The sequence below is a fragment of the Plantactinospora sp. B6F1 genome (genome assembly GCF_040120695.1).
Taxonomy (GTDB): domain Bacteria; phylum Actinomycetota; class Actinomycetes; order Mycobacteriales; family Micromonosporaceae; genus Plantactinospora.
Genome location: NZ_JBEEAC010000001.1, coordinates 373,179 through 397,655, shown reverse-complemented (window position 1 = coordinate 397,655; position 24,477 = coordinate 373,179). Strand labels below are relative to the sequence as shown.

Here is a 24,477-nt window from a genome sequence, read left to right as displayed (position 1 = left end):
GCCGATGCTCCACTCCGAACCCGGCGAGCGGATGGCCGAGCTGGCCCGGCGCGGCGACGTCGAGGGCCTCGTCGACGAGACGATGGCCTACACCGCCCGCCACCCGGGCCAGTGGGGTCAGCAGACCCGGCCGGTGACCGCCGCGCTCGGCCTGGTCGCACCGGAGCGTCAGCCCGAGCTGCTGATGGCGATCCTCGAGCGCTGTTGCCAGGTCACCGAGCCCGAGCAACGCCGGGTCACCAACGAACTGCTGGCGAACCTGGTCCAGCGATTCAGCACGACCATGACACCGGATTCGGCCGCCGTCGCGCTGGCCTTCGCCGCCCGGCACACCAGCTACTTCAGCGGCGAGCAACAGCGGCTGATGGCGGAACTCCTGCTCGACGCCGGCCGGCCGCTGCCACCGGAGGTCGTCGCCATGATGCGCCGTACGGTCGTGCACGGCTACTGGGGCTCGGCCGGAGCACTCACGCCGTTGCCGGACAGGCTCGACGCGCCGGCAATCAATCCGGGCGAGGCGTGGGCCGACCGCGCCCTCGCCGACATCGCGTCGCTCGACCCGGACGAGGCGGGTCGCTGGCACGAGCTGCTCCGGCACGCGGCGACCGCGACGAGCGCCAAACCGGCGCGGAAGTGGGAGGCGACCGCCCGCGGGCTGCTCGACGAGCTGACCGAGCCGGGTGACCGGCTACGGAGCTGGCTCGCGCTGGTCGGGCGCCCGCGCACCCTCCGTCTGAACCGGACGCAGTGGGAGTACGACGTCAACGAGGCGTTCGACCAGTTCAACACGACACCACTGCGCGGGCTCGTCTGGATGCTCTCCTTCCTGCCCGCGCACCCCGAGAGCCCCCGGATCCTCGGTGCGATCGTCGAGACGGCACTGCGCAAGGTCGCCGGGCTCGGCCCACGCAACCCCAAGACCGCCAACGCCGCCGTGTACGCGCTGTCCCGCATCCCGACCGAGGAAGCGCTGGCCCAGATCGCCCGGCTCGCCACCCGGGTCACCTACAAGGGCACGCTCAAGGAGCTGAACGCGGCCCTCGACACCCGGGCGGCGGCGCTGGGTCTGAGCCGGGACGAGGTCGAGGAACTCGCCGTACCGGCGTACGGGCTGACCGAGGTGGGCAGGCAGGTCGAACACTTCGGCGACGCGTCGGCGACCCTGGACGCCACCTCCGCAACGGTGACCGTAACCTGGCGCAACAGCACCGGGAAGGTCGTCAGATCCGTCCCCGCCTCGGTCCGGTCGGGTCACCCCGAGCAACTCGCCGGGTTCAGGGCCGCCGTCAAGGACGTCGAGAAGATGCTGTCGGCGCAGGCGGAACGACTCGACCGCCAGTTCCTCGCCCAGCGGGTCTGGCCGTTCGACGCCTGGCGCACCCGCTACCTGGACCACCCGCTGGTCGGTACGCTGGCCCGCCGGCTGATCTGGCTCGTCGACGACGTGCCCTGCGGCTATGCCGACGGGGCTCTGCGCACCGACGAGGGCAAGGAGATCGTGGCCGGCGAGACGGTCCGGCTGTGGCACCCGATCGGCCGCGAGGTGGCCGAGGTGCTCGTTTGGCGCGCCTGGCTGGAGCAGCGCCGGGTGACCCAGCCGTTCAAGCAGGCGCACCGCGAGGTCTACCTGCTGACCGCGGCCGAGGAGAAGACCCGGGTCTACTCCAACCGGTACGCCGCACATGTCCTGCGCCAGCACCAGTTCCACGCCCTGACCGCCGCTCGCGGGTGGCGTAACAAGCTGCGGATGATGGTCGACGACGCGTACGAGCCGGCTGTCCGCGAGTTGCCGCAGTGGGGACTGCGCGCGGAGTTCTGGATCGAGGGCATCGGCGACGAGTGGGAGGCCGACACCACCGAATCGGGGGCGTATCTGCGGATCGCCACCGACCAGGTCCGGTTCTATCCGATCGACGCGCCCCGGCACTACGCGCACGCCGGTGGCGGCGGCTACGAGCAGTGGACATCCCAGGACGCGCGCCCGACCGACCCGCTGCCGCTGGCCGAGATTCCGCCGCTGGTGCTGAGCGAGGTACTGCGCGACGTGGACCTGTTCGTCGGGGTCGCCAGCGTCGGCAACGACCCGACCTGGCAGGACGGCGGTCCCGGAGGACGGTTCCGCGAGTACTGGGCGTCGTACAGCTTCGGTGAGCTCAGCGGCACCGCGCAGACCCGCCGGGAGATGCTCGAACGCCTCGTCCCCCGGCTGGCCATCGCCGAGCGGGCGAAGGTCGAGGGTCGTTTCCTCGTGGTCCGGGGCGACCTGCGCAGCTACAAGATCCATCTCGGCTCGGGCAACATCCTGATGAGCCCGAACGACCAGTACCTCTGCATCGTGCCGAAGCAGACGGCCGGCTCCTCGACCGGCGACGTCTTCCTGCCGTTCGAGGGCGACCGGGTGCTCGCCGTCATCCTCAGCAAGGCGCTGATGCTGGCGAAGGACGCCCAGATCACCGATCCTACGATCACGCACCAGTTGCGAGGCTGACCCGGCGGCCCGGGTCCGCCGGTGTCTTCACAGCCGACGGGGAGCGGGGAAGGCGGGCATGTTCGACGACACCGGGCTGCTGCGACCGCAGGAGGAGCAGGCGTACCGGCTGCTGCTCGCCGGAACGCCGGCCGGAACGGAACTGCCAGACCGTCTCGGTACGGGTCCCCCAGATCCACTCCTCGCTGTCGCGCTCGGTGGTCAGGGCCAGCCGGTAGTCGGCCTCGGGGCCGGTGGTGGGCACGTTCCGCCGGGCGTCGGGCAGCTCCGCCAGCAGCTTCCCGTCGCGCCACAGCGTGGCGCCCACCCGGGTCGCCTCGCCGATCGTGTAGTGGCCCTCGGCGTCGACGAACTCGGGTATCCGCAGCGCGAGCGTGTTGCCGGTGCGGGTGGAGACCAGCGCCGGGGTACCCCGCGGCGAGGCCGGGCGGACCACCGGAGCGAGCCAGGTCTGCTCGGCCCTACGGGCACGGTAACTGGTGGGTGGCTCGATCATCCCGCTCTGCAGCGCGCCGAAGTCGTTCCACGGCCACTCGTGGCTCACCCGGTGTTGCCAGATCGAGTCGCCGGCGGTCACCCACTCCTCGCGCTCCTTCGGGGTGGCCACGAACCGGGACGTGTCGTTCCATGCATATGTCTGCCAGGGGCGCCATCCGAACCGCTGCTCCTTTGCCCAGGGGAATCCACCGTTGTCGGCGTACCGAGTGGTGATCCGTGTCGAGTTGGCCGGGGTCATCCGGTAGACGATCCGATCCGGGATCCGGTTCCGCTCCACGTGCATCACGTCGTACAGATAAGGGCTGGAGGTGGTGAGGGTCAGGGCCAGCGTCGCCCGGCCCCGCTGTGCCCTGGCGATGAGCCGCTGGCCGTCGTCGTTCGCCACCGCCAGCATCGGAATCGGCTCCCGGTCGCCGGTCGGCCGCCACACGGTCCACGCCGACCAGTCCGCCGGACGCACCATCAGGGTCACCGCGGCGCCGGCCCGGGCCGCCGCCGCGGTCAGCTCGCTCTCGCTCGGGGCGTCCGCTCCGCCCGGTTCGTCGGCCGACTCGATGAGTACCGCCGCGCCGCGCACCTTCGCCGCCGCCAGCTCCGCCGGGGTACCTCGGCCGGCGTAGACCAGCGGGAACCGGCGGGTGCCGTGGTACGCCGGGGACTGGCCGGTCAGGTTGACGTCCATCGGACCGGCGACCCCGGGCACCTCGACGCGCACCATCGGCGCGACGAGCTGCCACCGCGACGAGAACTCGTACTGGCCGCTGGTGAGCCTCTCCGTCGGGGTGACGTTGACCTGCTGGATCGTGCTGAAGTGCATGGTGCCGTGGCTGATCTGCCGACCGGTGCCGGTCACCCGGTGCGAGTAGTAGCTGAGCACCGTCTGCTGCTCGGCCGGCCTGGGCGTCTCGATCCGGATCGGGGTACCCCGGCGGGCGTCGAGCAGCACCTCCATGTCCCGGTCGACGCGCAGTTCCGGATCGGTGATCAGGGTTGCCTGCTCGTCGAGTACGCCGCCGTCCTCGATCAGCGCGTGCAGCAGGTACGTGCCCTCGCCGACCTCGAAGCTCTTGGACTCCCCCTCCCACAGGAAGTCCAGAACGTCCCACCGGTAGCTGTCGCCCATCAGCGCGATCACCGGTACCGACACCGGCTGGCCGGCCCGGCCGAGCGCGCGAAGGGTGACCGTGTGCCGGGGACCGTCCAGGGTGATCCCCACCGCCGTGCTGGTGGACACCCCGCCCGGACCGGTCGCGGTGATCGAGCCGCCGAAGAGCCCCCGGTCGAGTTTCGCCAGGTCCACGCTGACCGGTACGTCCACCGAACCCCGGGCGGGCACGGTCACCGTCGGCGAACCGGTCGTCACGGCGTCGGTCTCCGGTTCCTCGGTGGCGACGTTCTCCAGCTCGACGGCGAGGGAGAGGGTGACCGGCGCCGGTCCGTCGTTGGTGTAGGTGACGACCTTGTGCAGTGGCGCCGCCGCACCCGCCCGGGCGGTCACGCTGTCGTCCGGGTCGGTGTGCAGGCCGAAGTCGAGCTGGCCGCTGGCGTACACCCGCTGGCCGACCGCCCGGGCCACGTCCACCCGGCCGGTGCCCTGCTCGAACACCGACAGCTCCGGGTTGCTCCGGGCGGTGCTGACCAGGGCGTCCTTCAACCGCGTCGCCGACCAGTCCGGATGTGCCTGCGCCAGCAGCGCGGCCGCGCCGGCAACGTGCGGGGTCGCCATCGAGGTGCCGGAGGCGGCGGTGTACCGGTCGTCGACCGGGGTGCCCATGGTGGTACCGGCGGCACGGGCGGCCACGATACCCACCCCGGGGGCGGTGATCTCCGGCTTCAGCCCTTCGTCGCCGAGTCGTGGGCCCCGGCTGGAGAAGTCGGCGAGCGACTCGTCCCGGTCCACCGCGCCGACGGTCAGCGCGGAGGTGGCCGCGCCGGGCGTACCGACGCTGTAGTCCGCGCCGTCGTTGCCGGCGGCCACCACGAAGAGGGTGCCGGTGTCGGCGGTGATCCGGTTCAGCGCCTGGCTGAGCGGGTCCGTGCCGTCGGTCGGGCCGCCGCCGAGGCTCAGGTTGACCACCGCCGCGCCCTGCTCGGCGGCCCACTCCATCCCGGCGATGATCCAGGAGTCGTAGCCGCTGCCGTTGTCGTCGAGCACCTTTCCGGCGAGCAGGTTCGCGCCGGGCGCCACGCCCCGGCGGCTGCCGCCGGATCCGGCGCCGGTGCCGGCCACGGTCGCCGCGACGTGCGTACCGTGTCCGTGCCGGTCGGTGGCGTCCGGGCTGTCGCTGAAGTTCTTCGCCCGGGTCACCCGCCCGATCAGGTCCGGATGGGTCTGGTCCACCCCGGTGTCCAGCACCGCCACCGTCACCCCGGCACCGTCCAGGCCCGCCTGCCAGGCGGCCGGTGCGCCGATCTGGGCGACGCTGCGTTCGAGCACCGGACGGACCCGGCCGTCCAGGCAGATCTGGCTGATCCCGCCGCCCAGCGCGGGTGCGGCGGCCGAGCGCGCCGGGCCGGCTGGGTCGGTGGGGCGGACCGCCTGCCAGAAGTCGGCCAGCGAGTCCTTCCCGGCCGCCAGCGCGGCGCCGCCGATGCTCTCCAGCGGGCGGGCGTCGGTCGTACCGGCGAGGGCCCGGGCGGTACCGGCCGCCGGGTTCTGGTAGCGGACGATCAGCGGCAGGCTCGACGCAACGCTGTCCGCGTACCCGTCGGCGATCAACTCCTGCACGTCGAAGAGGTCCGCGTCGAGGGTGCCCGCCGAGACGTACGGCACGACGTCGCTGGGCAGCACGCGCAGCCCGCCGTCCACCTCGAGCGTGTGGAAGGTGATCCGTTCCCGGCCGGCCGCCGGGCGGACCGCGGCGGCATACCGGCCGGCGCCGGCCGGCGAAACCTCGACGACGTCGCCGGTGATCAGGGTGATCCGCGAGGCGGCGGCCGGACCGGGCGCGGCCAGCGGCGCGGTCGCCCGGGGTAACCCGGACGACGGCCCGGCTGTCGCCGGTGGCGGCCCGGCGGCGGTGAGCGCGAGTACGACGGCCAGTACGGCAGCGGTACGGCGCAGCGGAGCTGGCATGGCGGGTCTCCTTCGACTTCTGACGAAGACGCCGTCAACGGCGACAGTCGGAGTCTGTGGCCGGAGCATTTCCCTGGTCATCAACCTGGGGTGCCGCAGAGGCGACATGGCGCCAAGTGGACACTGGGCCGCCACCGCCGGTACCTCCGGCATTCACCCAACGAGACGGGACCCCTCCGGCGCGGCCCTGCGCGGCCTGTTCCGGCTCGCATCACCACCGGTCCGGGCCCTCGGCGAGGCCACGACGAGTGGCGGCCTGCGACACCACCCCCGCCGCCTGGGCACGCTGCCGGCTATCAGGCAAGCCGGCCGCCATAGAAGCCACGATAGGGAGCAGAACCTCACATAGCTGTCTGGTCAGGCACATATCGCCCGCAGCCGTGATTCGGTCCGATCCACCCGGCTGGCCGCGGTGTGCCAGTCGAGGTCGTCGACAGCGCTTGAAGTGGTGTCCGCCGGGAATGCGAACGCCGGTAGGGGCAGACGATCATGGGAGCGACGAGTGGCGGCGACCGGAACCGGCACTACCTCGCGGATCGTGGCGGCCTGCCGCGCAGCACCGGGCGCGGGTGCTGTGGCAGGCACGGACGGTTGCTCGGCGGGGCCTCCCGGGACCGAACCAACCGAAAGACGGATCATGGCAGGGATCGTCACACCGTTCGGGCGGCACTCCACCGCCGCGGAGATCATCGCCGGGATCGACCTGTCCGGGCGCCGGGCCATCGTCACCGGAGGCGTCTCCGGCATCGGTCTGGAGACGGCGCGGGCGCTGGCCAGCGCCGGAGCGCAGGTGACGGTGACCGCCCGGGACGACGCCGCCGCCCAGGCGGCCGCCGGTGCCGTCTCGTCGACCGGAAACGCCGGCATCCGCGTCGCCCGCCTCGAACTGACCGACGTCTCGTCCATCCGGAGCTTCGTCGACGGCTGGGAGGGGCCCCTGCACATCCTGGTCAACAACGCCGGTGTCATGGCGCTGCCCGAACTGCACCGGACCACGCAGGGCTGGGAGGAGCAGTTCGCCGTCAACCACCTCGGCCACCACCTGCTCGCCGTCGGGTTGCGCGACGCTCTGGCCCGGGCTGAAGGCGCCCGCATCGTGTCGGTCAGTTCGAGCGCCCACCACCTCTCCCCCGTCGTCTTCGACGACATCCACTACGTCTCCCGGCCATACCACCCGCAACTGGCGTACGGGCAGTCCAAGACCGCCGTGGCGCTCTTCGCGGTCGGTGCCGCCAGCCGCTGGGCCGACCGGGGGATAACCGCCAACGCCCTCAACCCCGGTGCGATCGCCACCGGCCTGCAGCAGTACATCGGCGGTGATCTGGGGGTCTCCGTCGAGCTGCAGAAGAGCCCGCAGCAGGGAGCGGCCACCTCGGTCCTGCTGGCCACCTCACCGCTGCTGGAGAACGTCACCGGCCGCTACTTCTACGACTGCGCCGAGGCGCGGCCGGTCACCGTCTCGCCGACGGACGAGGCCGAACTCGCCTCCTCCGTCGCCGCCTACGCGATCGACCCGGAGAATGCCGACCGGCTGTGGCGGATGTGCGACGAGATGACCTGCTGACGGTTGTGGTCCGGGGGCGCCGTCGTCCGGCCCGGTCGCCCGGAGGAGGATGCCGGCGGGGGCGAGCCGGCGACGAGCCGGACGGGGATGGCGCCGGCCGGCGCCATCCCCGTCGTCGGAGCCGGTGCTACCTGGCCGTACAGGTCAGCGTCGGTGAGGTGTTCGTGCCGCTCCAGGATCCGTTGAACCCGAAGCTGGTGGAGCCGTTGGCACTCAACGCGCCGTTGTGACCGACGTTCGAGGCGGTCACCGACGAACCGTTCGAGCTTATCGACGCGTTCCAGGAACTGGAGATGCTCTGGCTGTTGGGCCAGTTCCAGCTCACCGTCCACCCGGAGATCGCGGCGTTGCCGGCCCGCACGGTGACCTGGGCGCCGAAGCCGCCGGTCCACTCGCTCGTCTTCGTGTAGGTCGCGGTGCAGCCACCACCGCCGGTCGGCGGCGGAGTGGTCGGCGGCGGGGTGCTCGGCGGCGGAGTGCTCGGCGGCGGGGTGCTCGGGGGCGGGGTGGTCGGGTTGCCGCCACCGCCGAAGATGACGTCACTGCACAGGTAGTACGGCTGGTCGAGGTGGCTCGCCTGCCAGATGGTGTAGACGACGTGCCGCCCGGTGCGGTTGCCCGCGTTCACCTGGGCCTCGTACAGCCCGGTGGTCGGGTAGCTGCCGGTACGCAGCACCAGGTCCAGGCTGCCCCAGGTGAGCGGCTGGGTGGTCGGGTCGAAGCCCTGCTTGGTGATGTAGATCAGCAGGTAGTCGGCACCGTGCCGGGCCCCGTCGGTCAGCGTCAGCGTGAAGTTGTTCGGCATCGGCTTCGCGACCCACGCCCCGACCGCGTCGAGGGAGGCGTACAGCCCGCCCTGGGTACGGCCACCGCTGCAGAGCTGTCCATCCGGGACGGCGGCCTGGTGGTTGCCGCCGACGTTCTCGCGGAACAGGCCGTTCCAGTTCCACATCGTGTTCGGGTTGGCCTGCCAGGCCTGGGCGCACATCGGGTCGGTCTGCGCCATGTTGGGGTTGAGGTGGTCGTCACCCCAGCGCTCCCAGCATCCGTAGTTCCGCGACGGCGGATTGGTGACCGACCCGTGCGCCGAGGCCGGACCGGCCTGGTTGACCGCGACCATCGTGAGCCCGGTGGCGAGGATCGCGACCGCGGCGTAGATCAGACGGCGGGCTGTTCGTGAGGCTCTCATAAGTGCTCCAGCATTCCGCCGACACATGCGTCACTCGACGGGATGCCCTGGCCCGCGGGGAAACACGCGCCGACCAAGATGACGAATTCGACAGGCGCGGGCGGACGACTGTGCCGCCCGCGCTGGCTCGGTGGCTCCCGCGATGATCCTACTGGACACATCCAGGAAAGTGAATCTCTTGCTGAGCCTTTCCTCACCCGAACAGTCCGCCGGGCGGCAGCAGGCGCCCCGGCTTGACATGCGAGTAGTCGCGGGCCTCGGCAACCAGGCCCTCCTCGTCGAAGCGCAGCAACGTGCAGCCGGAAATGGTGAGCGGCTCGTCGTTCGGGTAGGTCACCGCCCAGTACTCCACGGCCGCCAGCTCGCCGTCGACCTGTGGCTCGCCGAACCAGACCTCGGCCGGCCGGGTCTCCTCGTCGAAGCACTCCTGGACGTAGCTGCGCAATCCCGCCCGCCCCCGGTAGGGACGGAACATCGACGCCCAGTGGTCGGCGTCCTCGGCCTGGAGAGCGACGATCCTCTCGACGTCCTTCACCGGCCAGCCCTCGGCCCAGGCCGTCGCCCATCGTCTGGCCGCGTCGCGTACGTCCATGCTCGGTCCCCTCCCGCGCGAATTTCCGGCCCGGTTCTTACCACGGGCGTACGACAGTCGGCGGGGTGACGCGTGACAGCCCGACTACCCGGGCCCGGGGTTCCGGGATCCGGCCGCTGCCCGCCGCCGCACCACCTGCCGGGACGGATGGCGGTTCGGCGGGTCGTCCGAGGCGTACCCGGCCGCGCGGTTCGCGCCGACGGGAAGCCTGCGTTGCAGGATCGCGCGATGCAGCGCGGCCAGTTCGGCGCCCGGCTCCATCCCGTACCCGGTGATCAGCGCGACCCGTGCGCTCCGGTACGCGGCGAGCGCCCCCGCCAGGTCACCACTGCGGTAACAGGCCACCATGAGCTGTCCCCAGGCGCGCTCCCGGTGCGGATGGTCGCCGAGGAACTCGTGCAGCATCGCCCGAGCCGCCTCGTACTCCCCGAGCTTGACCAGCACGCTCGCGTACTCCTCGGTGGCGGCGAACCGTTCGGCTTCCAGTACGGCGGCTCGGGCGCCCAACGGGCCTCCCTGCGGCACGTCCTGCAACGGCGCGCCCCGCCAGTACCCGAGGGCGTGGCGCAGGTGCCCGCCCGCTGCCACCAGATCACCGCACCGGGCCGCCCGGCGCCCCTGCGCCAGCTCGGCCTGGAAGCTGGTCACGTCGACGGTGAGCCGTACCCGGGACGGCGGGACGAGCCGCCATCCGGCGCCCTCGCGTACCAGGTCGGCGCGGTCGGCCAGCCACGCCCGCAGCCCGGACAGGTACGTGCGCAGGTTGGCCGGGGCCGACCGCGGCGCATCCCGCCCCCACAACTCGGCCGCCAACCTGGTGCGCGACACAGTGCCGCCGTCGAGCAGCATCAGGGCGAGGATCCGGCGCCGGTTGCCGACCGGGGCCGCGACCGCCTCCCCGTCCTGACGGATGTCCAATGGCCCCAACAGCCCGACCGCGAGCTCCATCGCGACCGCTCCCTCCCCCACCGTCGCACCGCAACGTCCCGCTCAGGATCACACCTCCGCTGTGGAGGGAGCGTGGAAGAGACGTGGAGAGGCCCCGGGTAACATCAACGAATCCAGCGTCGTGGCCGCGAAAGCGTCGAAATGCGAGGTCGGAATGCTTATGGTCTCGGTGCTGGGCCCGGTGCGGGTGCTCCGCGACGGCGTCCCGGTCCGGCTGGGGCCACGGCAGGTCGAGGTGCTGTCGATCCTGCTGCTCAACCGGGGTACGTCGGTGCCGGCGCACCGGATGGTGGAACTGCTCTGGGGTGACGCGGTCCCGCCCGGCGCACCGGCCACGCTGCGCAGTCACGTGTCGCACGTGCGCCGGGCGCTGCAGCCGGACTCCCCCGGTGCCGCCGACATCATCAGCGGCGCCGGCAGCCCGTCGGGCCGGGGCTACCGCCTTGACCTGGCTCTGGAGCAGATCGACGCATACCTGTTCGCGCAGGAGTACACGCTCGCCCGCCAACTGCTGCGGGCAGGTGACGTCGAACAGACCGGCCGGGCCGTCGCGGTACTGCACGACGCACTGGGGCTCTGGCGTGGACCGGCCTTCGCCGACGTGGCCCATCGCCCGTTCGCGCTGAAGGAGGTCGCCCGGCTCACCGCACTGCACCGCTCGGCCCGGCTCGCCCACGCCGAGGCGCTCGCCTCGCTCGGCCGGTACGGCGAGGTGATCATCGCGCTCTCCGGCGCGGTGGCGGAGGAGCCCTACGACGAGGGGCTACGCCAACTGCTCGCCGTCGCCCTCTACGCCGAGCAACGGGTCGACGAGGCTGCCCAGCTCTGCCGGGCCGGTCTGCTGCTGCTGCGCAAGCGCGGCATCGACGCCCCCGATCTCCAGCTGTTGCAGCGCCGGATCCTGCGCCGTGACCTCCCGCTGGCCAACCCGCCGCCGGGCGCGGCCACCGGCGCCGCGACGGCCGGACCGGTAGGCGTCGCCGCCGCCCAGCCACCGGCCGCCACCACCCGGCCCGTGACCGGCACGGCCCACTCCGGCACGGCCGCCACCGACACCGGCACCGACACCGGAACAGCGGCGGGGTCGGGGGCGAGGTCGGGGACCGGTGGGCCGACCTCCACCGGACCGGTCGCGCCGCATCTGCTGCCGCCGGCTCCGGCACGGTTCGTCGGGCGCGAGGCGGAGCTGGACGAGATCCGGCGGCGGCTCGCCGAGCTGACCGACCGGGCCGAGACCATAGCCATCACCGGGCCGCCCGGAGTGGGCAAGTCCTGCCTGGTGGTCCAGGCCGGGCACGCGGTGGCGGACCGGTTCCCCGACGGCCAGTTGTACGTCAACCTGCGCGGCTTCGACCGGACCGGCCCGCTACTCGGCCCCGGTGAGGCGATCCGCGGCTTCCTCGACGCGCTCGGCGTACCGCAGCAGCAGTTCCCGGTCACCGAGGCGGCCCAGGCCGGTCTCTACCGGGCGAGGCTGGCCGGCCGACGGGTGCTGGTGGTGCTGGACAACGCCCGCGACGCCGACCAGGTACGCCCGCTGCTGGTCGGGTCGCCGGGCTGCGCCGTACTCGTCACCAGTCGCAATCAACTCGCCGACCTGGTCGCCACCGACGGCGCGCATCCGGTCGGGCTGGATCTGCTCTCCGAGACGGAGGCCCGGCAGTTGCTGGCCCGCCGGCTCGGGGACGCGCGGGTCGCCGACGAACCCGAGGCGGTGGCGGAGATCGTCAGCCGGTGCGGCCGGCTCCCGCTGGCACTGGCGATCGTGGCCGGCCGGGCGGCCCGGAACCCGCGCTTCCCGCTCGAATCCTTCGCCGCCGAGCTACGCCGGGCCGACCAGGGCCTGGACGGGTTCCGGACGACCAGCCCGACCACCAACATCCGTACCGTCTTCTCCTGGTCCTACCAGGCCCTCAGCCCGGCGGCGGCGCGACTGTTCCGGCTGCTCGCACTGGCGCCCGGTGCCGGTATCACCGTGCCGGCGGCGGCCAGCCTCGCCGCCGAGCCGGCCGCCCGGCTCCGTCCGGTCCTCGCCGAGTTGGCCGCCGCCCACCTGGTCGCCGAGGTGATCCCCGGGCGGTACGCCTGCCACGACCTGTTACGGGCGTACGCCGTCGAGCTGGCCGGCGACGACCCGGAGGACGGACGTCAGGCCGCCGAACGCCGGCTGCTCGACCACTACCTGCAGACGGCCCGCGCCGCCGACCGGCTGATCTGGCCGCAGCGGGACCCGATCGCCATCCCGCCGCCCCGGGCAGGGGTGGTCGCCGAGCACTTCGCCGACCAGCACTCGGCGCTGGCCTGGTTCGCCGCCGAGCACGCCGTACTGCTGGAGGTGGTCGCCCGGGCGGTCGACACCGGATTCGACGCACCCGCCTGGCAGCTCGCCTGGACCCTGGTGAACTTCTTCGACCATCGGGGCCACTGGGACGACTGGCTGACCACCTTCGGCCGGGTGATGCCGGCGCTCGACCGCCTCGGTGACCGGTCCGCCCAGGCACACGCCCACCGGATCCTCGGTGCCGCGTACGTGCGGTTGCGGCGCCACGACAACGCGCGGGCGGCGTACCGGCGCGCGCTGGACCTCTTCGGCGAACTCGGCGACACCGTCGGCGAGGCGTTCACCCATCGCAGCCTGGGCTGGCTGGCCGAACGGCAGGCCGACCCGGAGAGTGCGCTCCGCAGCGACCTGCGGGCGCTGCGGCTCTTCCAGCAGGTGGGTCACCTGGACGGCCAGGCCAGCGCCCTCAACTCGGTCGGCTGGTGCCAGGCGCTCCTCGGCCGCTACCGGGAGGCGATCGACCACTGCGAACAGGCCCTGCTGCTGCACCGGAAGAACGGCAACCGGGGCGGCGAGGCGAGCGCCCTGGACAGCCTCGGCTACGCCCACCACCTCCTCGGCGACCACACGTCGGCGATCGGCTATCTGCGCCAGGCGGTCGAGCTGTGCCGGGAACTCGGCCGGTGGACCCAGGAGGCGGAGTCCCTGCACCGGCTCGGCGACGCGCAGTACGCCGCCGGTGCGGTGCCCGCCGCCCGCCTGGCCTGGCGGGCGGCGTTGACCATCTTCGACCGGCTGGGCCGGCCCGAGGCCGAGACTGTCCGTGGCAAGCTCGGCCACGGCCACGCCCCCGGGGCCGGTCCGCAGACGGGTTACCGAACCCGTCACCTGTAGTACCCGCCGTTGAACAGGTTGGCGTCCATTTCGAACGGGTTGTAGCAGGCACCGGGGTTGGCGCACTGTTGCTTACCGTGCTTGCGCGGGCCGAAGACCTGGTACGCCCGCTTCGAGAGGTTGTCCATCTTGGTGTAGAGGGCCGCGAACCAGACCGGACCGAACAGTGCCCACTGGGTGGCGTGCCGGACCTCGTGCGCCAACAGCAGCTTGTCCTTGAGCACGTCCTTTGTCGGTCGCCTGGTCAGGAAGACGTTGCCGTGGGTGTACTCCCGAGCCTTGAACGTCCACTTCGCACCGCCGCAGACCCAGAGTCCCCCGTTCGCCCGGGAGCAGGACGCACCGGCCGCGCCCGCCTCACCTCGGGCGGTGAGGCTGACGCCGAGGTTCTGCCGGGCCCGCCAGTTGGAGAACTCCTTGCCGAGCACCGTCTGCACCAGCTCACCGAGCGCGGTGACGAAGTTCGCCAGCGTTTCGATCCGGGCCTTCAGCCCCTCCTTGGCCTGGCTGCTCAGCGATTTCGCGCCGAGCTCCTTGTAGATGTCGTCGACCTCGGCGTTGACGATCGACGCGATCCTGTTGAGTTCGGCGCGGACCTCCTTGCTGTCCGGGTCCTTCTTGAGCAGGTTGACCAGCTTGGTCAGGATGTCGTGCAGCGCGTCCGGGTCGCGGAACGCGTGCTTCATCACCTTCTTCAGCTCGGCCTTGAGCTGCTTCTGTTGCTCCTTCTGCGTCTTGCGCCCGTCCGGGTCGCTGAACGAGGTCGGGTTGTTCTCCGCATACGCGTAGCCCTGGAGCTGCTGCGGGTCCTCCACGTCCGTGACCGGATCGGCGGAGATGAACCGGCCGATCGCCGGGTCGTACTCGCGCGCCCCGAGATGGGTCAGCCCGACCGACGGGTCGCGCTGCCCGCCGACGAAGCCCCGCTCGTCCGGCCAGGCCGCCGGGATCGCGCCGCGCGACTCCCCGAACGGCAGGTGCCGGCGGACGGTCACGGCCAGCGAGGTCGCGTCGACCGCCAGCTCCGCGGTGCCGTGCAGGTCGGTGGCGACCCAGGCCAACCCGGCCGGGGTACGCACGGCGACCGGCTCGCCTCCGAACCGGTACGACCGGGTGCCGGTGACCGCATCCGTTGCCGAGTCGAGGCGCAGCTCCATCCCGTCCAGGTAGAGCGTGGCGCCGCCCGGGTCGCGGCGGAGCAGCCGGTTGCCGTCGGCGTCGTAGACGAAGCTGGTCACCGCGTTGCCGGCGGTCACGCTGGCCAGGTGCCCCTCGGCGTCCCAGCTCAACACCTGCCCCGGCCGGGCGGTGGTGTTGCCGACGGCGTCGTAGGAGTAGGAGTCCGTACCCGGGCCACCCGGGCCGGTCCGGTTCACCGTGCGTACCGTGTGCGGCTGCGCGGTGCCGGCGGCCGGATAGGTGTAGCTGGCCACGCTGTCGCCGCCGGCCGCGTGCCGCACCTCGGAGAGCCGGTTCCCGGCCACGTCGTAGGTGTAGTCGTGCCAGTAGGGTGCCGGGCCGCCCAGCGCGGCCACGCTCGGCGCGGCGGCACAGCCGCCGGTCGGCGTCCAGGCCGCGACCAGCCGGCGCAGATGGTCGTAGCGGAAGCACTGGGTGTCCGCCACCCCGCCCGCCGGGGTATCGGTGACCGAGCGCAGGTTGCCGGCCGGGTCGTAGTCGTAGCGCCGGTCGGCGACCGAAGCCTGGCTCGCCGTCTCCCGGGTCAGCTGGGCCCGCACCACCCGCCGGGTCGCCGGGTCGTAGCTGAACGTCTGCCACACCCGCGTTCCGGCGACGCCGGACGTCTGCTCCAGCGGCTCCGCCAGCTCGGTGTAACGGGCGGCGGTGACGTAGCCGGCCAGTCCGGTCAGGGTCGAGGAGAGCCCGAGCGGGGTGTAGCCGAAGGTCAGCGTCTCGTCCGGCAGCCCGCCGAGGCTGCTCCGCCCGGCCACGAACGGCATCCGCACCGTGGCGACCTGGCCGACGTCGTTGTAGGTGAGCCGGTTCTCGTAGCGCCCGGCCAGCTCGTTCTCCGCCGCCGGGATGGTCACGGCGGTGCCGGTCGGCCGACCCGCCTGGTCGTAGCCGAGCACCTCGGTGGTGTACGCCTGCCCGTTCACGTAGCGGGTACTGCTCGCCGGCAGGCCCACCCCGCCCGGTGCGGTGTCGTAGCTCCACGACGCCAGCCGGGTCCCGTCGAGGCTGCCCGCGTACGCCCCGATCTTGCGTCCGGCGGCGTCGTAGTCGTACGCGACGGTCTGGCCGCGCCCGTCGACGGTGGAGACCAGCCGGTCGTCATCGTCGTACACGTAGCTGGTGGTGCCGGCGTCCGGATCCTCGGTGCTGATCTTCCTGCCCCGCAGGTCGTAGCCGTACCGCCAGACGTTGCCGGCCGGGTCGGTCACCGAGGAGAGCTGCCCGGCCCGGGTGTAGGTGTAGCGGGTGGCGTCGTACGCCCCGCTCGGCGCCCCGCCCGCGTACTGGCGCAGCTCCACCGTCTTCCCCTCCACGTCGAGGATCCGGGTCGTCGCCGTCTCCCCGTCCGGCGGGTCGATCGAGACCCGGTCACCGCCGTACGTCGTCGTGGTGCGCCACTTCTCCACCCCGTACGAGCGCAGCGCCTCCACCGTCGGCCGGCCCGCGCCGTCGTACTCGTAGGTCGTCGCCGCCGGTACGGACTCCTCCGCCGCGGTGGCGAGGGTGCCGGTCGGCGGGGACGAATGGTAGTAGGGAGCGTTCTTCCGGACCACCCGGCCCTGCGAGTCGTAGAGGACGTCGGTGACGATCCGGCCCCCGGACGGCGACGGGTCCTGGGTCTGCCGCTCCCGCAGCAGCCCGTCCAGCAGCACGTAGCTGGTGGTGTAACCGCCGTCGCCGCGCAGCGTGGCGGTGCTGACCACGCTCGGCCCGTCGGCACTGACCTGGTACGTGTGCCGCCGGCTGGCGGTGGCGCAGGAGGTACGCGGCCGGCCCGGCTCCCATACGCAGCTCAGCCGCCCCAGCGGGTCGTAGCTGGCCTCGGTGCGCCGGCCGCCCGCGTCGACCTGGGCGACCGGCTGGGCGCGGGCCGGGTCGAGGAAGGTGGTCTCGCTGTGCCCGAGCGGGTTGGTCCGGACGAGCCGGGTCACCGGCCCGCCGGTGGCCGGCGTGAAGGTGGTGGTCGACCGGTTGCCGTCCGAGTCGACGGTCTGCACCGCCCGGCCGTGACTGTCGTAACTCGCCCGGACGTTGGTCACGAACGACTGTCCGGTGGCACCCCAGGAGGCGGTCTTGTCGTGCCGGGTGGTGTGGCCGGCGGCCGGGATCGTGCCGGTCGTCGCGGCACCGTCGTAGTAGAGCCGCTCGTCGGAGATCAGGTCGGCCGGGTACCGGGGGATGGAGTCGCAGGACCGGCTCAGTTTCAGCACCCGGGACGGCAGGTTCGTCAGGTGCCGGTCCGGGCTGGTCGCGTAGCTGGTCTGGGTACACCGGTCGTCGGTGCTGTCGGCGATGTCACCGAGGTCGTTCACCTGCCGGATCCGCCCCTGCGCGTCGAAGGTGCGGTGCTCCTCGGCGACCCGGACGCCGCCGCCGGCCAGCGCCGCCCGCTTGCGGACCACCGCGACGTCGAGCTGGTGCGCCTGCAACGGGTCGTTGCCGGTCCGGGCCCGGGTGGCCAGCGGCGCGGTCAGGTACGGGTCGTTGATCGTACTGGTCACCATCGGCCCGCCGACGCCGTCGAAGACCGTCGTCTCCCGGGTGAAGCCGCTGAGCCGGGGGTGGTCCTCCAGCTGCTTCCCGGTCGAGTCGGTGACCCGCACGTCGCGCCGCCCGCCGCCGGAGAGCCGGTCGTCGTCCATGCCGCGCAGGAACAGGTGCTCGGTGAGGCCCTGCACCCCGGCCGAGGCGTTGCCGGTGCGTACCCGCACCTTCTGGTAGCCGCGCCAGTGGTTCCAGTCCCGCCGGTTCGTCGGGGTCGCCTCCGAGTCGTCGTAGTGCCAGGCCGCGCCGCCGACGTACTCGTACTGGGTCAGTCGGGTCGGACCGCCGCCGACCAGGTCCGCCTCGGCGACCTGGGTCACCACGTACTTGTAGAAGACGTCCGGTCCGGCGTACGGGCTGGGCAGCCGCCCGTTCGGATAGCACCGGCTCTCGTTCTGGTCCGGGGCGAGGTACGGCTCGACGCCGCACTGCACCGCCGAGTACGAGACCTGGATCTGGCCGCCGGTCTCGGTGTTGATCCGGTTGACCCGCCACTTGTACAGCGACGGGAAGTCCGAGTTGCCGTTGTGCCGGTTCTTCATCGACACACCGCTGAACGTCACCTCGGGCAGTGCGACCGTGCCACCGGAGTGCCCGGTCCGGGTGATGCCGGCCAGCCACAGCGACCGGGAGGCGTCGTTCTCCTCGCCCCACGGTTCGTCGGCCGGATACGGGTCCGGGTACGACTGGCGCAACGTCCACGAGTCGACGTCACGCAGCGCGCCGTCGACCAGGACCTGGGTGGTGACCGCGCCGAGCCGCTTGCTGGTCCAGAACGTCGGCGTCCAGTAGTAGGTGCAGGAACCCTGACACTGCTGGTCCCACGGCACGTCGGGCCAGTTCGACCAGTTGGCGGAGCTGGATGTGCAGCTCGATCCGGCGTTGCGGCACCGGTCGGCCGCGGTGAAGACCACCCGGGCGCCCGGCGTTGTGGAGTAGACCGTGCCGTCCCGCTGCCCGTAGTCGATCCGGCTCAGGTAGGCGCTCCGGACGTAGCTGGTGGTCTCCCCGAAGTAGGGCATGCCGTTGTACCGCCCGTAGCTGTTGGTCTCCCGCTGGTACCAGTACGACATCGCGTCGCCGTTGCGGTCGACCACGTAGTCGAGGTTCCACCGGTAGGCCTGGTGGCACCAGGAGGTGGCGGCGCTCGACGTCCGGCACGGTTCGCCCGCGTGGTTGCCGAAGACCGGCGCGGTCTGGGTCGAGTTGGTCTCGGGTCGCCCCGACTCCCAGCCGGTCGGCCGGTTCAGTCCGAAGTAGTACCGGGTGCCGTCGGGTGAGCTGAGCCGCCAGTACTCGCCGTCGTCGTCGCCGTTGTTCGCACCGGTCAGCTTTTCGATCTTCCAGCCGCTGTCGTTCTGCGCCCGCCAGGTGCCGGTGACGTCGTCCCGGACCAGGGCACCGCCGACGCCGGGGAAGGCGGCGGTCGCGTTGTCGGAGACCCAGCACAGGTCGGAGGCGTCGACCGAGCCGCCGGTGTCGTCCCGGCAGGTCCGGTAGGAGCGTTCGATGTAGCCGGTGGCCAGGTCGAAGCCCTCGCCGATCCAGGACGGCTGGTTGTTCGAGGAGCCGGCCCGGCCGTCCACGCTGGACGCCGAATAGTTGATTGCGAGTTCCGGTGTCGGACCGGGCACCTTGGGCGCCGCCAGCGGGTAGTTCCAGGAGAAGTCACCGGACTGGAGCCCGACCTGCCAGGTCGCCGACGGTGCCAGCTTGGTCGCGGCGAACGAACCGGTACTGCCGGCTGCCGCCGCCGTGACCGCGTAGACCGCGTCGGTGGCGCCGGGCACCTCGACCTCGGCGACGAGCCGCCGGGCGGCGGCCTCGTTCCGCCCCGGTACGGGGGTGGCGGCACCCTTGCAGTCGGCCGCCCTGGCCGCCGGTGCGGTCACGCAGTCCGGCAGCCGGAGCAGGCGCAGGCGGGTGCCGAAGCTGCCGCCGGCCGCGGCTGCGAAGCCCGAGTAGTCGACCTCCACGGTGGCCCGGCCCGGTGCGGTCACCCCGTCGGCGCGGCGCAACCTCAGCAGTACGCCGGTGAGGTTGATCCCCCGGGCCGCCGCCTGGTCCAGCACCTGCACGCGTACCCGCTCCGGCCCCGCGCCCGCCGCCGGCGCGCCCACCCGGACCGGCAGTTCGCCAGCCCGGGCCCGGCGTGGCTCCTGGGCGGCGGACCGGCCGGTCAGCGGGGTCGGCGGTGCCACCTCGGCGACCCCGGCCGCCGGCCAGCGCACCGCGACCGGCTCCCGCGAATCGGCCATGGTGGCCGGGTCGGGCCCGGCCGGACGGACCGGAACCGCCGCGACCGGTACCGACGCCATCCGCTCGACCGCCGGCCGGGCCGCTGCGCCCGCCAGCTGGTCGACGGGGGGCCGGGCCGCCGCGGCGACACTTCCGGCAGGTACGACCAGAGGGGCCGCCACGACCGCCGTCAGGGCCGCGACCATCACCCGGGTACGTCTCATGCCCGTCCTCCAGCTTCGCAAGACATCGACACCTGCAACGCTATGCAGCGCCCGTCCAGCGGAGCGCACATCGCGACGCATACCGGCCGGGGCGGTCGCGGGAGCCGGGGCCGTCCGCCTACGGGCTGGAGTGGGAGAGCGGACGGCGGTGACCCCGGCGCGCACGGGGCGCACCGGGGTCACGGGTCGGGTCGGTCAGGTCGGTCAGGTGGATCGGGTCAGAGCGTCAGCGACCACCCGTCGATGTAGCCGCTGTCCCCGAGCTCCGCGTCCTGCACCCGCAGCCGCCAGGCGCCGTTGCGGCCCTCCCCGGACAGGTTCACCTGATAGGTGCGGTCGATGTTCTGGGCGGCCTCGCCGGTCCGGTTGTGCAGCACGTACGCGCTGCCGTCCGGCGCGACCAGGCTCACCACCAGGTCACCGATCCAGGTGTGCACGATGTGCACCTCGACCTCGCTGGTCGCCGACGCGTTGCCAGAGCACCCCGACAGGGTGATCGTGCTCTGCACGGTGGAGAGGCTGGTGATGGGCACGTCCGTGTTGTTGCTGCCGTAACAGACCGTCGGCGAGTTACCGCCGGCCAGGTCCAGCGACCACGAGTCGAGGTAACCGGTGTCGAGATAGGCGACGTCCTGCACCCGCAGCCGCCACGTGCCGTTCGCCGTCTCGCCGGAGAGGTCCACCCGGTAGACCTGGTTCAGATTGTCGGCGTCACCGCCGGTCCGGTTGTGCAGCACGTACGCGCTGCCGTCCGGCGCGACCAGGCTCACCACCAGGTCACCCCGGTAGGTGTGCACGATGCGTACCTCGACGGTGCTGGAGGCGGAGGCGTTGCCGGCGCAGCCGGAGACCGTGATCGTGCTCTCCGCGGTCGACGCGTCCGGGATGGTCAGGTCGGTGGGGTTGCTGCCGGAGCAGGTTCCGGGGCTGCCGCCACCACCGCCGCCCAGGTCGAGGCGCCACGAGCTGAGGTAGCCGACGTCGAGCGCGGCGGCGTCCTGCACCCGCAGCCGCCAGGTCCCGTTCGCCGCCTCACCGGATAGGTCGACAGCGAACGTCTGGTCGAGGTTCGCCGCGTCACCGCCGGTCCGGTCGTGCAGCACGTACGCGCTGCCGTCCGGCGCGATCAGGCTCACCACCAGGTCACCCCGGTAGGTGTGCACGATGTGCACCTCGACGGCGCTGGTCGTCGACGGTACGGCGGAACACCCGGAGATCGTGATCGTGCTCTCCACACTGGACGCGTCCGGGATCGGCGTGGCGGTGTCGTTGGATCCCGAACAGCCCGGCGGCCCCTGCACGGTCAGCGCGTACGTCGCCGCCCGGGTGGCCTCGGTGCCGGTGCCGGTGACCGTCACCGAGTAGCTGCCCGGTGGAGTCGACCCGGCCACGTTGATCGTCAGCGTCGACGACCCGCCCGAGGTGATCGAGGCCGGCGCGAACGAGGCCGTCGCACCCGCCGGTAGCCCGCTCGCGGTCAACGTCACCGGCTGGGGGTCACCGGCCGTCACCGTCGTGTTCACCGTCGCGGTGAGCGAGCCGCCCGGCGGCGTCGAACCGGCGGCCGGCGAGACCGAGACGCTGAAGTCGTGCTCCGCCGGCGCGGCGTTCTCGACGTGCAGCAGGACGTTCGGCGAGCCCGGCCCCGGGTTGATCACCGCACCGGTGGTGCCGTTGCCGACCAGGTGGTCCCGCACCTGTCGCGGGGTGAAGGTCGGGTTCTGGGCCAGCACCAGCGCGGCGGCGCCGGCCACGTGCGGCGACGCCATCGAGGTGCCGTTCCACGTGTCACTGGAGGTGTTGCTGTCGATCGTCGAGGAGGTGATCGCCACCCCCGGCGCAAAGATGTCGACGCAGCTGCCCCAGTTGGTGAACGACGCCCGCTCGTCGTTGCGCCCGATGCCCTCCTCGTCACCGCCGGTCGCCGCCACCGTGATCGCGTTCGGGGCGCTGGCCGGGGAGCTGTCGCAGGCGTCGCCCTCCTCGTTGCCCGCCGCCACCGCGAAACTCACCCCGTCGGCGATCGCGTTCTCCACCGCCGTGTCGATGGTGCTCGACGTCGGCCCGCCCAGGCTCATGTTCGCCACGGCGGGCTCGCCCGGGTCGTGGTCACCGGTCACCCAGTCGATGCCGGCGATGACCTGCCCGTACGTGCCGCTGCCCGCACAGTCCAGCACCCGCACCGCGACCAGGGTCACGCCCTTGGCCACCCCGTACTCGCGGCCACCGGCGGTGCCGGCCACGTGGGTGCCGTGGCCGTCACAGTCGTCGGCCGTCCCGCCGTCGATGGCGTCGTAGCCGGAGACCGCCCGCCCGCCGAAGGTACTGTGCGAAAACCGGATGCCACTGTCCACGATGTACACCCGGACGCCGGAGGCGGTCGTCGGATAGGTGTAGCTGTTGTCCAGGGCCAGCGGTCGCTGGTCGATCCGGTCCAGCCCCCAGGAGGGTGTCGGCGACTGGGTGTCGGTCTTGCGCACCCGGTGGTTCTGCTCCACGTACGCCACCGACGGGTCGGCCGCGACCCGCCGGGCCATCTCGGCGGAGCCGGTGAACTCGAATCCGCGCACCGCGTGCCGGTAGGTGCGGGCGACCTTGCCGCCAACCCGGCCGGCCAGCGTGCCGGCCCGGTCGCCCACCGCGCGCGCGGCGACGGCGGTGTCCCGGAACGCGACGATGTAGCTGTCCGGCACCGCCGTCGCCCCACCGGCGTGCCGGATCACGCCCTCGTCTGCCGGGACCGGCTTCGCGGACGCCGGCGGCGCCATCGCCGCCGCCATCCCCACGGCGAGCGCCGCGACCGTCCCGGCCAGCATCCCGCGCGTCCTCCACCGGCCCGCCGGCCGTATCAGGTGTGTCACTGCCTGTCTCCTCCCTCGCGCCGAGACGGGTCCGATGCGGGCGGCTGCCCACTTCGGACCCGAGATCGACTACCGGCGATGCTAAGCGACACATCGGTCCGCCGACGGCGGGTGATCGGCCGGAAAATCCGCTGTATACGCCGGATGTGCTGTCCCGTGTACGCCCGGGGCCGCACGGCGCCGCGCGGCACTGTGCGGCACGTGCGAGGGCCAGCCGGAGTCAGCCGGGTTGGACGGAGAGACCGTGCCGGAACACGTTGCGGGGATCCCAGCGTGCCTTCACCCGGCGCAGCCGCGGATAGTTGGCCCCGTAGTACAGCGAGTACCACGGCACGCCGGAGGTGTTCCAGGCCGGGTCGGCGAGATCGACGTCCGGATAGTTGATGTAGGAGCCGTCGTTGACGTCGCCGGACACCGGCACTCCGCCGGTGTCCGCGTACATGTCACGGTAGAACTCGCGGATCCACCCCAGGTGCCGGGCATCCTCGGCCGGGTCGGCCCAGCCCACGAGGTAGAACAGCTTGATCACCGAGTCGCGCTGCACGGTGGCGGTCGCCGCCGACGGTACCGCGTTGATCTGCCCGCCGTAGGTGTTGAGGCTCAGCGACCCGGCCGGGTTGGCGTAGTCGGTGCGGGTCAGGTGGTGGTACGCGGCGGCGATCTGCCGGTCGGTGAGGCCCCGCCGCAGGTATCCCGCCTTCGTCTTGAGCCGCCACTGCTTGCCGTCGTCGCCGTTGCCCCGCAGCGCCGAGGTGAGCCACGGCAGGACCTCCTGGGTGCGCACCGGCGCCACGCCGACACCCGCGCCCAGCGCGGCGATGTGCTCGTCCAGCAGCCGGGTGCCGTCGGCGCCGCCGGCCACCTGACCGACCAGCGTGTGGTTGCCGGCCGGCCGCCGGGACAGCAACAGTTCGGCGTAGAGCCGGGCCGAGGGCGCACCTGCGGCGCGGTGCCGGGTGCACCAGTCGCCGAAGTTGCGGGCCAGTCTGGCGAACCCCCGCTCGTCCATGCCCTGCCACGGCCACTGCACCGTGAAGGTCAGCACGGACGCGGGCGGTCGGGGCAGCAGCCGGCTCGGGTCGTCGCCGGTCGCTCCGGGCGAGCGGAACCAGTACCGGGTGACGATGCCGAAGTTTCCGCCACCGCCACCGGTGTGCGCCCACCACAGCTCCCGGTTGGGGTCGTCCGGCTCGCGGCTGGCGACCACCGTCCGGGCCGTCCCGGTCCGGTCCACGGTGACGACCTCGACCGCGTAGAGGTGATCGACGACCAGGCCGTGCAGCCGGGACAGCGGACCGTACCCGCCGCCGGCGACATGCCCGCCGGCGCCCACTCCCGGGCACGACCCGCCGGGCAGGGTCACGCCCCAGCCGAGGTAGAGCCGGCGGTACACCTCGCCCAGGGTGGCGCCCGCCTCGACCACGAACGCCGCCCGGAGCGGGTCGTAGTGGACACCGGTCATGCCGGAGAGGTCAATGATCATCTGGACCTGCGGATTGTCGACGAAGTCCTCGAAGCAGTGCCCGCCGCTGCGTACCGCGATCCGTTGGCCGGCCCGCACCCCGGCCTGGACCGCGGCCCGGACCTGTTCGGTCGAGCCGACCACCCGGACCTGGTCCGGGGTGCCGACGAAACGGCGGTTGCCCCGGCGGACCAGATCCGGGTAACGCGGGTCGTCCGGGCCCACCGCGACCGGGCCGAACGGCGCCGGGCAGCCGTCGACGGCCCTTCCGGCGACGGCGGGCGCCGGCCGGTGAAGCTGATGGGCGGCCGTCCCGGCGGCAACGGCGGTGATCGCGGTGGCGCGGAGTAGATCTCTGCGGCGGTGTTCAATCATCTGGCGCATGCTCCCGTCCTGCTGTTGCTGGCGTCTCTTCGTACGG

Annotated in this window: 10 protein-coding genes; 3 read left to right on the top strand and 7 right to left on the bottom strand. The window is 72.4% G+C overall.

The window, feature by feature from the left end:
• Nucleotides 1-4: 4 nt before the first annotated feature.
• Nucleotides 5-2,488, top strand: a complete 2,484-nt coding sequence (locus tag ABNF97_RS01505) for a DUF4132 domain-containing protein (RefSeq protein ID WP_349337377.1) — start codon at nucleotides 5-7, stop codon at nucleotides 2,486-2,488.
• On the opposite strand, the gene ABNF97_RS01500 is transcribed toward ABNF97_RS01505, so the two are convergent.
• Nucleotides 2,466-6,062 (bottom strand): S8 family serine peptidase, encoded by a 3,597-nt coding sequence (locus ABNF97_RS01500; protein WP_349337376.1) that lies wholly within the window; start codon nucleotides 6,060-6,062, stop codon nucleotides 2,466-2,468. The genes ABNF97_RS01505 and ABNF97_RS01500 overlap by 23 nt on opposite strands.
• Nucleotides 6,063-6,699: 637 nt before the next feature.
• Here ABNF97_RS01500 and ABNF97_RS01495 point away from each other — a divergent pair.
• Nucleotides 6,700-7,626 (top strand): SDR family NAD(P)-dependent oxidoreductase, encoded by a 927-nt coding sequence (locus tag ABNF97_RS01495; protein WP_349337375.1) that lies wholly within the window; start codon nucleotides 6,700-6,702, stop codon nucleotides 7,624-7,626.
• Nucleotides 7,627-7,753: 127 nt separating this feature from the next.
• Here ABNF97_RS01495 and ABNF97_RS01490 read toward each other — a convergent pair whose 3' ends face one another.
• From ABNF97_RS01490 to ABNF97_RS01480, 3 genes are all read right to left on the bottom strand, one after another.
• Nucleotides 7,754-8,815: a lytic polysaccharide monooxygenase gene (locus ABNF97_RS01490; RefSeq protein ID WP_349337374.1), complete on the bottom strand. Its 1,062-nt coding sequence runs from the start codon at nucleotides 8,813-8,815 to the stop codon at nucleotides 7,754-7,756.
• Nucleotides 8,816-9,008: 193 nt separating this feature from the next.
• Nucleotides 9,009-9,407, bottom strand: coding sequence for a nuclear transport factor 2 family protein (locus tag ABNF97_RS01485; protein WP_130462730.1), 399 nt, complete (start codon nucleotides 9,405-9,407; stop codon nucleotides 9,009-9,011).
• An 84-nt stretch (nucleotides 9,408-9,491) separates the two neighbouring features.
• Nucleotides 9,492-10,355 carry a BTAD domain-containing putative transcriptional regulator gene (locus ABNF97_RS01480; RefSeq protein ID WP_130462729.1) on the bottom strand — a complete coding sequence of 288 codons (864 nt, stop codon included), beginning with the start codon at nucleotides 10,353-10,355 and terminating at the stop codon, nucleotides 9,492-9,494.
• Nucleotides 10,356-10,509: 154 nt separating this feature from the next.
• On the opposite strand from ABNF97_RS01480, the gene ABNF97_RS01475 reads away from it, so the two are divergent.
• Complete coding sequence (locus ABNF97_RS01475) at nucleotides 10,510-13,530, top strand: AfsR/SARP family transcriptional regulator (protein ID WP_349337373.1); 3,021 nt, start codon at nucleotides 10,510-10,512, stop codon at nucleotides 13,528-13,530.
• On the opposite strand, the gene ABNF97_RS01470 is transcribed toward ABNF97_RS01475, so the two are convergent.
• From ABNF97_RS01470 to ABNF97_RS01460, 3 genes are all read right to left on the bottom strand, one after another.
• Complete coding sequence (locus tag ABNF97_RS01470; RefSeq protein WP_349337372.1) at nucleotides 13,521-19,733, bottom strand: RHS repeat-associated core domain-containing protein; 6,213 nt, start codon at nucleotides 19,731-19,733, stop codon at nucleotides 13,521-13,523. The two genes, ABNF97_RS01475 and ABNF97_RS01470, sit on opposite strands and share 10 nt — an antisense overlap.
• Before the next feature lie 218 nt (nucleotides 19,734-19,951).
• On the bottom strand, nucleotides 19,952-22,549 hold the full coding sequence (locus ABNF97_RS01465; protein WP_502930433.1) for a proprotein convertase P-domain-containing protein: 2,598 nt from the start codon (nucleotides 22,547-22,549) through the stop codon (nucleotides 19,952-19,954).
• A 265-nt stretch (nucleotides 22,550-22,814) separates the two neighbouring features.
• Entirely contained in the window at nucleotides 22,815-24,431 is a 1,617-nt protein-coding gene (locus ABNF97_RS01460; RefSeq protein ID WP_349337370.1) for an FAD-binding oxidoreductase, read from the bottom strand.
• Nucleotides 24,432-24,477 lie beyond the last annotated feature (46 nt).

Excerpts from the sequence above, each read along its gene's own strand:
- ABNF97_RS01505 (WP_349337377.1), top strand. The coding sequence starts at position 5 with ATGCTCCACTCCGAACCCGGCGAGCGGATGGCCGAGCTGGCCCGGCGC.
- ABNF97_RS01500 (WP_349337376.1), bottom strand. The coding sequence starts at position 6,062 with ATGCCAGCTCCGCTGCGCCGTACCGCTGCCGTACTGGCCGTCGTACTC.
- ABNF97_RS01495 (WP_349337375.1), top strand. The coding sequence starts at position 6,700 with ATGGCAGGGATCGTCACACCGTTCGGGCGGCACTCCACCGCCGCGGAG.
- ABNF97_RS01490 (WP_349337374.1), bottom strand. The coding sequence starts at position 8,815 with ATGAGAGCCTCACGAACAGCCCGCCGTCTGATCTACGCCGCGGTCGCG.
- ABNF97_RS01485 (WP_130462730.1), bottom strand. The coding sequence starts at position 9,407 with ATGGACGTACGCGACGCGGCCAGACGATGGGCGACGGCCTGGGCCGAG.
- ABNF97_RS01480 (WP_130462729.1), bottom strand. The coding sequence starts at position 10,355 with ATGGAGCTCGCGGTCGGGCTGTTGGGGCCATTGGACATCCGTCAGGAC.
- ABNF97_RS01475 (WP_349337373.1), top strand. The coding sequence starts at position 10,510 with ATGCTTATGGTCTCGGTGCTGGGCCCGGTGCGGGTGCTCCGCGACGGC.
- ABNF97_RS01470 (WP_349337372.1), bottom strand. The coding sequence starts at position 19,733 with ATGAGACGTACCCGGGTGATGGTCGCGGCCCTGACGGCGGTCGTGGCG.
- ABNF97_RS01465 (WP_502930433.1), bottom strand. The coding sequence starts at position 22,549 with ATGCTGGCCGGGACGGTCGCGGCGCTCGCCGTGGGGATGGCGGCGGCG.
- ABNF97_RS01460 (WP_349337370.1), bottom strand. The coding sequence starts at position 24,431 with ATGATTGAACACCGCCGCAGAGATCTACTCCGCGCCACCGCGATCACC.